The following is a 10229-nucleotide window of genomic DNA, read 5'->3' as shown; positions in this document are numbered from 1 at the left end:
GATCCGGTCCCTATCCCATCATGACCGAGAGGCGGCGATTGAGGAGATCCGCCGTCTGCTCCAGCAAGGCAAGGCCGATCTCGTCCGCATGCCGCTGGCGCCAAGAGGGAAACTCACGGCCCAGAGCGGACTGGTTGAAAGCCCCCTGCGCCGGGCCGCAGTGGATCTGGAAATCCACCTTGTAATTCATGTCGCCGGCAAGGGCCCAGTTGGTCGTATCCTTAAAATAGCGCTTGAACACCAGGGCCATGCGGTGCTTGGGCATGCGTCCGGCTCGCTCGATTTCGGAGGCCGGATAGCTTTTGGCAACATCGGCGAACACCTCGTCGAAGCTGCGGCGGAAATAACGCTCCTCGATCTGTGCCTTCAGCTTCGCGTCGATGCCGTCCAGGCTGTCATGCTGGCGATAGAGGCCGACGAGCTTCTCGGCGCGGGCCGGGAAAAAGACGCCCTTCTTCAGCACCTGGACCTTTGATCCAAGCTCGAACATCTCGCCGGATGGCGCATAGGCGGTGTCGTAGACATTGATGCCTTCCAGGAGATCCTTGACGGCATCGCTGGTGCCGGCTTCCACCGTGCACTGGTTGATCGATCCGGTGACGATGAAGTCCGCTCCCAGCACCAGGACGGCCGCGGCGGCCTCCGCCGTGCCGATACCGCCGCCCGCTCCGACGAAAATCGGTCCGAACGAGGCAAATCGCGCTTCCGCCTCGTCGCGCAAACCGAGGACCGGAGGAATGAGCGCGAAGGGCATGCCCTGGTCGGTGTGGCCGCCGGAATCCGATTCCACGCAAATCGCATCGGCCATCGGCACTTCGCGCAAGAGGGCGGCCTCCTCGCCGGTGATTGCGCCGGAGGCGAGCAGCGATGCGACGACCCGCTCCGGCGCCGGCGCCAGGAACTGCGCCGCGACATCCGGGCGGGAAATCTTCGCGATGATCCGGTTCGAGGCCCGCACCGCGCCGCTTTCCCTTTTCAAGCCCTTCGCCCGGTAACGCACCAGCGCGGGTGTGACTTCCATGAAAGCCGAAGCCTCGGCGACCGTCACGCCTTCGTCCAGGAGAACGTCGGTCAATTCGTCTTCCAGATAGGGGCGGTTCACATGGGCAATGAAATTGACGCCAAACGGCGCTTCCTGCGGGATGGCCGCCTTGATTCTGGCAATCGCCGCCCTGATCTCGGCAGTCGGCAGACCGGCCGCTCCGAAAAACCCGAGAAGACCGGAGCGCGCCATGCGGATGACGAGGTCCGCCGAAGCAATGCCCTGATACATGGCGCCGGAGACGTAGGGATAGCGCGCACCGAAACGGTCGCAGAACGGGCGGGAGCCGAGTTTTTCCATGGAGAACCGGCCGAAGTTAGACGCCGCGCCGTTCATTCTGGCGGGGCGCTCGGGTGAAGCCGCCGGGGCATCGGTAGTGGCCGGCTCGTCGCCTTCGGTCACGGCTTCTTCCGCTGCATGCTCCGCCGCATCGAGCGGGTCGGCTTCCAGTTCGGTCCGCTTGAACATCGGCCGGACAACCGGCGGGCCGTCCGGCCCGAGCTCAACCGTATCGGAAAACGCCACGCCCCTCGCCATGAGATACCGCAGACTTTCGCTCCAGCGGACCGGCGAGGTGATCTGTTCGATCATCCGCTCGCGGATACGGCCGTCCACATGGGGCCGGGCAGTGACGTTGGAAATGACCGGCACCTGCTGCGTCCCGAACGGGACATCTGCCGCAAATTCGGCAAAGCGGTCCCGGGCCTCGTTCATGAAAGGCGTATGAAAGGCCCCGCTGACCGGCAGGACCTTGTAGTGCGACGCGCCCGCCTCCAGGAACATCTGCTCCGCCTCGACGATGGTTTCCCTGCGGCCGGAAAGCACGGTCTGTTTCGGCGTGTTGAAATTGGCGGGGAAGATGTCGGCGATTGCCTTTTCCTTCAGCAGCTCCTCGATTGCCGCCGCTTCAAGACCGAGGACCGCCGCCATGCCGCCGCCGCGCGCCTCGGCCATCAGCGCACCGCGTTTGGCAACGAGGCGCAGACCGGCGGCGAAATCGAGCACGCCCGAGGCAAAGAGGGCGACATATTCCGATACGCTGTGTCCCAGGAGTATATCCGGAGGTGTTTCGCCTTCCGCCAGGTAGCTGAGATACTTGAGTGAATTCACCACGTAGAGCGCCGGCTGGGTGTATTCCGTCTGGCTCAGCTTTTCCATCGGCCCGTCCTGGACGAGCGCCGTAATACTGTAGCCCAGGATATCGTCCGCCTGGCTTACCTCTTCCTGGAACCGGGAGAACAGGCCTTCGCCCATGCCGATCCGCTGAGCGCCCTGTCCCGGAAACATGCAGGCCTTCATCGATCCTCCCACTCGGACCCGCTCTTGATCCATTCGATCCTGCCGAGATCGAGCTTGACTATTCGGTCCGCCACTTTCCAGTACTTTTCGTCGTGGCTCGTCGCGATAACGAGTTTCCCGTCCCTTCTTAGATTTGGAATGAAGGAATTGTAAAAGAATTCGCGAAAATGCACGTCTTGTTCGGCCGACCATTCGTCAAAGATATAGACGGGCCGGTCCTCAAGGACAGCGGCGATAAGGGCGAGGCGCTTGCGCTGGCCGGTGGACAGATGAAGCTGGTTGAACTTGCCGTCCTCGAACGAGACCTTGTCCGCCAGTCCCATCTCGGCAATGAGCCGGTTGACCCTGCCTGGATCGATATCTTCCAGGCCGTAAAGCCGGTCGAACAGATGGAAGTCGACGAAGACCGAGGAGAACAGCTCGCGATAGCCGGCCACTGCCTTGCCGGCGACGGCGGCATCATCAACGCCGATCCAGCCGGAGTGCAGCGGATAGAGCCCGGTCATCATCCTGAGCGCAGTGGATTTGCCGCTGCCGTTGCCGCCGACCAGAAAGACGACCTCTCCCCTCGAGACGGTCAGATTGAGAGGCCCGACCGTATAGGCTTCAGGGTCGGTCCTGTCGTAGCTGAACTGGATTTCATTGAAGGAAATTGTCGAGAAGTCCAGAAACGCCTTCGAATGAAGCCGGGCCTCGTCCGGGGAAATGCTCGAGGTCGCGGAGAGCTCCTCGTCGATCTTCAGGATCGATTGCAGGCCGACTTCCGCCCGGATGAACATCGGCGACTGGGCAACCGTCTTCCACAAGGTGCCCATGCAGAACAGGAGCACCGGGATCAGCTGGAATATGATCGTCTTGTGTCCCGTGACATAGGCAGGGAACAGGAAGGCCACGACGCCCAGCATCAGGAACGTGGACAGGCTGCCCAGAAGGATCAGGGACACCCAGTGCTCGACCGACCGCACCAGCAGCCTTTCCAGGACATCGGATCGCTTGCGGTAGGCGGCGGCAACCGCCTCGCTCTTGGCCGCGTTGAGGCGCAGCTCCTTTGCGCCGCGGAGGATATCGACGATCGCGTCGAGCATCTGTGCCTGCATGCGCTCGACCAGCTCCAGGATGCCGCGAAAGCGCCGGTCGATGACCTTGTAGCCGAGCGCGCTCATGCCGATCGTCGCCAGAAACACCACGAACGCGGCCGGAGACAGATAGAGAAGGTAGACAAGCGCGATGCCGAGCAGGACCATCTGCTGAATCGCATCGACGACCAGCGGAAAGGTGACCGACAGGTGGTTGGTTTCCTTTGCCACGAGATTGTAGAGCCGGCCGCGGCCGAGGCTGTCGGCAACCAGCAGTTCCGATTTGCGCAGCTTGTCGGCGATCCCCAGCCGCTTGCGGTTCAAGAGGTCCTCGATGACCTCCATGGAACGGACCAACGCAATCTGGTTGGCGAAGTAGTAGAGCCCGAAGGCTATCAGGAACGTTATCCAGTGCAGAAGGCTGGGCCGCAGCCCGTAGGACACCGTCTCGGCGACATTCGTGACGATAATGATCAGCGACGCGTTCGCCAGCCCCGCGACCAGCGTGAGCCCCAGCATTGCCCGAAGCTGTCTCGGTTCCGCCTCCCTGATGAAATCGGCCAGCACCATGGTCAGGCAGCTCCAGTCGGCACGATGGTGCCGAGGTCGAGGGAAACCCGCCGGTCGCAGCAGTCCCAGTATCTGTCGTCATGGGTGACGGCGAGGACCGTTTTGCCGCGCGCTTTGAAGTCGGGCAGCATTTCCCGGTAGAATACGTCCCGGAAATGGCTGTCCTGATCCGCGGCCCATTCGTCGAAAATGTAGACTTCGCGGTCCTCCAGCATGCACAGGATCATTGCCAGTCGCTTGCGCTGCCCGGTCGACAGATCGCGTGTGGTGAACCTGCCCTTCTCGAAACCCACCTTGTCGCTCAATTCCATGCGTTCGATCAGGCGCTCGACCTCCTCCTGCTCGACGTGCTCGAGGCCGAAGGGGCGATCGAAGAGGTGAAAGTCAGTGAAGATGGCGGAAAAGATCTCGCGGAACTCCTGGCGGTTTTCCTTCCTGATCTCCACGCCGTCGCATGTCAGCAGACCGGAGTCGGGCACGTATAGCCCGCAAAGCATCTTCAGCACGGTAGATTTTCCGCTGCCGTTGCCGCCGGTCATGAAGACGATCTCGCCTCGGTTCAGGCTGAAATTCAGCGGGCCGGCGGTGAAGGTGATCATGCCTTCGCTGTCGACATACCGGAAAGTCGCCTTGGTCAGCTCGATGGAGGAGAAGCTCCGGAAGGGCGAGTTTTCCCGCGGGGATTTCCCGGTCTTCGCTGGAAGCCCCTCGTCGAGGCGCCGTTCCAGGTCGAACACGTGACCGAGCCCCGCCTCCGCGCGCCCGATGAGCCGGATCACCGACGTCACCGCCGCCATCGGGCCGACGGCGAAGACGCTGACGGCCATGATCTTGTAGATCGTATCGGTGTAGCCGCCGAAGAATATCGGCAGAACGAACACGACCACTCCGACCAGAAGCAAGATGAAGGCATTGCTGAACTGCAGCAGCGTCACCCACCGCGCGCCGTCGCGCAGAACGACCTCCTTCAGCTCTCCGGTCCGTTCGCTGAAATGCGCGAACAGCGCATCGTTCTTGTCGGCATTCAGCCGGATTTCCTGAAAGCCGAGCGTGAAATGGGACAGGTTGTCGATCAGCCCGGCCTCATGGACATGCACTTCGGTCAGATATCCGGTCAGCGCCTTCTGGCGGTTGAGGAAGACCATGATGCCAAGGGCAAGGAACGCGGTCACCACCGCAAAGGAGACCAGCGACAGCACTGCAACATAGGCAAGGAGGGACAGCAGCAGAACGGCGCTTTGCGCGGCACCGATGATGAGCGGCAGTGTCTGGGAGAGGTGATCCGTCTCCTGGGCGACGGTCAGGTAGACATCGCCCTCGCCCATCCGCTCCAGGGTCCGCAGGTCGACCTTCCTGATCTTGCTGACGACGCGCCGGCGCGTCGCCTCCAGCCGAGCCTGCACGAAGCGGTTTGCGTGCTGCAGGGAGGTCCGGTTGGACACAAGGAAGAAGGCGAGGGTCAGCAAATAGACAATCAGAAGCTGAAGACTGATTTCCTGGCCAAGCAGCGACTGCTCGGCGGCCTGATTGATGAGACCGACCAGACCGGCATTTCCAAGCCCTGACAGGCCGGTTATGACGAAGATGAAACGACGGCTGGCAGGCGGCCCACCTCTGATCAGGCGGAGTATGTTCATTTAACATCCATCGTGGTGGTTATTCCCCCGGAATGGTCCCCGATGGGGTACCTACCTTACCGTGCGCGACTCGCGACTGCTGCGCTGCGGCAGCGCCGGAATGTCCGCCCTGGCAACTACTGGTCAAAATGTATTTTCCAATCAGCCACGGCCCGAATGCTATTCGCGCGGCCCGATGCGCGCAAGCAGAAGAACAGCGTCAACCATCGTTTTTTCCGAAAAGTTTCCTTTAGAAAAATCCGTGTTTTACCTTGAAAGGACTGTCCCTTGTGCGATCCTTTGGATACCGTGGAAGTTCAGTCGACCGGGTGAAGCGGGGCGCGTCTTTGGACAGCCTTGGCACCAGTACCGGCGACCGCGTCAGGAGTATCCCGTGGCCAAGGGTAAAATTCGCGATTTCATCGAAGATCAATTTCTGATTGAATTCGACGAGACGTTCCCGGAGACTTCCGACCTCTTCAAGGAGGGGGTGGTGGATTCCTTCGGGTATATACAGTTGATCCGGTTTCTGGAAAAAGAATTCGACATAAAGTTCACCGAGCAGGAAATGACCGGTGGCGTCATGGTCAGCCTCGAACAGATCGAGCAGGCCGTGGCAAAGAAGGTTGCGGAACGTTCACAAGCCTGAACTCGTGTAGGTTGCATTTCATGTGCGGTATCGCCGGCATATCAAATCCCGCTGTTCGCGCCGAGGCGCTGGCCGTCGATATCAGATCGATGCTCGCCCATATCGGCCACCGGGGACCGGACGGAGCCGGCTATGTGGTCGACCACGGCTTTGCCATGGGAGCGGTCCGGCTTGCCATCCTCGACCCCCAGTGGGGCGCGCAGCCCTTCAGCGACCGGTCCGGCAGATACTGGCTCTGCTATAATGGCGAGATCTACAACTACCGCGAACTGCGCATGACGCTGGAAGCGGCCGGGTACAGTTTTCAGACCCGCTGCGACACCGAGGTCGTTCTCAATGCCTGGATCGCCTGGGGTCCGGATTGCCTGAAGAAGTTCAACGGCGGCTTCGCCTTTGCGCTTTACGACAGTGCGAGCGGAGAACTCGTCCTGGCGCGCGACCGGTTCGGCAAGCGGCCGCTCTTTTATGCACAGCACGGCAACTCACTGCTTTTCGCATCAGAGATGAAGGCCTTCCTGGCAATACCGGGTTTCGCCTTCGAGCAGGACCCGGGGCAGTTGTCGTCGATCCTGGGCCAATGGACGCCCCTGCCCCACCAGTCCGGTTTCCGCGGCATCGACAGCCTGCCGATGGGACAGTGGCTGTCCTGGAAAGACGGCAGTCTTGTCACGCACACCTATACGGATCTCAGGTTTGATGCCGGACCCGATGTCGCCACGCAGGCAGAGGCGCTTCAGCTCGTCCGGGAACGCCTGACCCGGAGTGTCGAACTGCGCCTGCGCAGCGATGTCGAGGTCGGTGTCTATCTCAGCGGCGGCGTGGATTCGGCCATCGTCGCCGCGCTCGCCGGGGAGTTCTCCAGCAGGCCGCTGTCGACATTCTCTGTCGAATTCGAAGACGCGGAGTTCGACGAATCCGCCGAACAGAAGCTGATCTCGAACCATCTGGGAACCCGCCACCACGCACAACGCATCACTTATGCGGACATTGCGGACAGCACGCCCGAGGCGGTCTATCACGCCGAAGTTCCGGCGTTCCGAAGCGCGTTCGTGCCGATGTATCTGCTGGCGAAACGCACCCGGCAGGTAGGCATAAAGGTGATCCTCAGCGGGGAAGGCGCCGACGAGGCATTTCTCGGGTACGACCTCTTCAAGGAAACCCTCCTGCGCGAGGCCTGGAACCAACTTGCCGAAGACGCCCGGCGCAGCAAGCTGGAAAGGCTCTATCCGCATCTTTCCCACTATGGGCCAGAGGACATTGCGGCGGTCACCGGGCTCTACCATCAGTTCTCGAGCGAGAAGATGCCCGGCCTGTTTTCCCACGAACTCCGGTTCCAGAACGGTCAGTTTTCCGCGCGGCTCCTGAACGATCCGGCGCCGCCGTTTCAGGCGATTTCCGATTATGTGGCCGCAAATGGCGGCTATCAGAAGCTTTCCTCGGTCGAAAAGGCCCAGTGGCTCGAATACAAGACGCTTCTGCCCGGCTATCTGCTGTCGACTCAAGGGGAGCGCATGAGCTTCTCGCACGGAGTGGAAAACCGCTGCCCGTTCCTCGACCCGGAGGTTTTTGCCCTTGCGACGTCGATCAACCTGAAATTCGATGACGGCTTTACCGAAAAGCGTCTGCTGCGCGAGGCCTTTAGGGGCCGCCTGCCGGATGCGATCATCGACAAACGCAAATTCCCCTACCGCGCACCCGATGCCGCGGCCTTCGCAGCGCAGCGTCCGGATTACCTGGACCTGGTGCTAAGCGACGGCGAACTGGAAAAAATGCCGTTCCTGAATGCGAAATTCGCGCAGCGCCTGGCGAACAGGGTGCTTGAACGGCCGGCAAGCGAGATCAGCACGAAGGAAAACCAGACCTTCCTCTATCTCCTGTCCATATGCCTGCTGCACCGGAAATTCGTGCAACGCCAGGGCTTGAGCGAGCCGATTCTGCCGCCGCTGGAGAAAGCCGTGAACCTGGCCGAGACAGGCGGCGCCTATGCCTCCCAGGGGAACTTCAATTCCGTGACATAACGGCGGATCCCGGAAAGGATCTCTGGATCTGAAAAAAGGCCCGGTTTGCCTCGAGCGCCGAGGCTTTGTCCCGGTCGGCACTGCCGCTGCAGGCGTTCATATAGGCCTTGTAGCGCGCGATCGCCTGCTTGTTGAGATGTTGAAGCCGCGCCAGATGCTGGCGGAGGGCCGTCTCGGCGTCGTCCGCCAGGACATCGACGAGCCCGGAGCCGAGCGCATCGGCCGCGCTGACCGGTTTGGTCATCAGCGTCATGTAATGCGCCTTCTGATGACCGATGCGGCGGACGAGAAACGGCAGGACGCAGGCCGGAAACAGCCCGAAGAGCAATTCCGACAGTCCGAAACTGGCGGACTTGTCCGCAATGACGATATCGGACGCGGCAACAAAGCCGACACCCCCCGCGTTCACCCGGCCTTTCACGAGGCTGATGGTCACGAAGGGCCCCTGCGCAAGCTCGCGCCAGATGTCGTAGAGCGGCTCGGGATCCCCGGCGGATCCGGTCTCCGAGACGGCCTTGAAATCCCCGCCCGCGCAAAAGACTTCCCCGTTTCCCTCGATCACGACAATCGAGACCGGCTTGCCGTCCGCTCCGGTTCCACGGGCGCAGGTTTCAAGGGCCTGCGCGAATTCCTCGACCATCCGGTCGTTGATGGCATTTCCCGCATCGGGTCGGTTGAACCCGATCCGGCACACACCCCCGGCGATACTGACGTTCAGCGTCTCAAAGCTCATTTTGATTGCTTTCCGCTGCCGGGCACGCCGAGGACCAGGGCCGTGTTGACGCCGCCGAAACCGAAAGAGAATTTCAGCGCATGGCGGATGGCGTGATTTGCTGCCCGGGGTCCGACCCAGTTGACTGCCGGGTCGAGAGGATGATCCAGATTGCGGGTCGGGTGCAGGCGCCCCTCCTCCATCTGCATGAGTACGGCGGCCACCTCGATCGCCCCCGAGGCGCTGAGGCCATGGCCGAATATGGACTTGGTGGCGTTGATGTGGGCGTTTTGCAACTCCAGCATCCGGTAGGTCTCCAGTTCCTCTGTGTCCCCGGCCGGTGTCCCAGTGGCGTGGCCGTTGACATAGTCAATCCCGGCCGCCGTCAACCCGGCTTCGGCCAGAGCTTTCCCTGCCGCCCTTGCCTGTCCGTCGCTGTTCGGTTCCGGGCCACGGGTTCCGTCATTGAAAATTCCCGTCCCGAGAACACTGCCATAGAGCTTCGGGCTGTTCACCCGATCCGTCCGGCTGATAACGAGCGCGGCGGAGGCTTCCCCGTAGATGAAGCCGTCGCGGTCGGCGTCCATCGGCCTGCAGGCCTTCGAGGGACTGTTCGCGAACCGGCTGGAGCCCATCGCCCCCATGGCCCGCAGGGCCTGAAGGTCGTGAGCGGATAAATCCTGCAGGGCACCTAGCGCTATGCAGACATCCACCCGGCCGGATCGGATGGCGTCGACGGCCTGGATCACGGCCACGGCCCCGCTTGCCGATGCCGCGCCAACCGTCACGGCGAAGCCGCGGATCGGAAACACCGTGGCGCAGACGCCGCAAATATCCGTGTCCTGGAACATATGACCGTGCCGCGGCGGGACATAGGACAACCGGCCGGCGTATTCCCCGAGCGCGAGTTCCCTTTCGCGGGACATCAGGTTGCTGCCACCCACCACAAGGCCGATCCGTTCCGGGTCGACGTGGTCGAGCCCCGCTTCCTGCCACGCTTCGCTCAGCACCGAAACCGCGGCCCGGGCACTGAGGCCCACGGTTCTGGCAATGCGGGGCGGCAGAATCGCCGGCGGCTCCGGCATCTCGACCCCGATGAACGGAGTGTCCCCCTCTGCCGGTTCCCGTCCCTCGCGGCCCAGATATGAAAACAGATCGGGTGTCTCGAACAGCGCCTCGCTGAACGCGGCCTTGCCGTGACCGGCCCCGCAGGCAACGCCAATTCCTGAGATCCCGATCCTCACCGG

The 10229-nt window shown here is 61.9% G+C and carries 7 protein-coding genes; 2 read left to right on the top strand and 5 right to left on the bottom strand.

Annotated features, from left to right (window positions below):
- Positions 1–10: 10 nt before the first annotated feature.
- From fabD to ON753_RS26115, 3 genes are read right to left on the bottom strand one after another with little or no spacing between them, the layout of a single operon-like run.
- Positions 11–2341 carry an ACP S-malonyltransferase gene (gene fabD / locus ON753_RS26125; RefSeq protein ID WP_265966930.1) on the bottom strand — a complete coding sequence of 777 codons (2331 nt, stop codon included), beginning with the start codon at positions 2339–2341 and terminating at the stop codon, positions 11–13.
- The gene (locus tag ON753_RS26120; protein WP_265966929.1) at positions 2338–3987 is read right to left on the bottom strand and encodes an ATP-binding cassette domain-containing protein; all 1650 of its coding nucleotides are present in this window, start codon (positions 3985–3987) and stop codon (positions 2338–2340) included. Before ON753_RS26120 ends, fabD begins: the two co-directional genes overlap by 4 nt.
- 2 nt (positions 3988–3989) lie before the next feature.
- Positions 3990–5624, bottom strand: coding sequence for a cyclic peptide export ABC transporter (locus tag ON753_RS26115; protein ID WP_265966927.1), 1635 nt, complete (start codon positions 5622–5624; stop codon positions 3990–3992).
- Between the two features lie 100 nt (positions 5625–5724).
- Here ON753_RS26115 and ON753_RS26110 point away from each other — a divergent pair, with 100 nt between their 5' ends.
- The gene (locus ON753_RS26110; protein WP_265966926.1) at positions 5725–6252 is read left to right on the top strand and encodes an acyl carrier protein; all 528 of its coding nucleotides are present in this window, start codon (positions 5725–5727) and stop codon (positions 6250–6252) included.
- Positions 6253–6272: 20 nt separating this feature from the next.
- Positions 6273–8270 carry an asparagine synthase (glutamine-hydrolyzing) gene (gene asnB / locus ON753_RS26105; RefSeq protein ID WP_265966925.1) on the top strand — a complete coding sequence of 666 codons (1998 nt, stop codon included), beginning with the start codon at positions 6273–6275 and terminating at the stop codon, positions 8268–8270.
- Here asnB and ON753_RS26100 read toward each other — a convergent pair.
- On the bottom strand, positions 8254–9003 hold the full coding sequence (locus ON753_RS26100) for an enoyl-CoA hydratase/isomerase (RefSeq protein ID WP_265966924.1): 750 nt from the start codon (positions 9001–9003) through the stop codon (positions 8254–8256). The genes asnB and ON753_RS26100 overlap by 17 nt on opposite strands.
- Complete coding sequence (locus tag ON753_RS26095) at positions 9000–10226, bottom strand: beta-ketoacyl synthase N-terminal-like domain-containing protein (protein ID WP_265966923.1); 1227 nt, start codon at positions 10224–10226, stop codon at positions 9000–9002. The genes ON753_RS26100 and ON753_RS26095 overlap by 4 nt, the downstream gene beginning before the upstream one ends.
- Positions 10227–10229 lie beyond the last annotated feature (3 nt).

Origin of the sequence: Roseibium salinum (assembly GCF_026240905.1) — a bacterium.
Lineage (GTDB): Bacteria > Pseudomonadota > Alphaproteobacteria > Rhizobiales > Stappiaceae > Roseibium > Roseibium salinum.
This window is presented reverse-complemented; position numbering and strand designations above follow the sequence as displayed.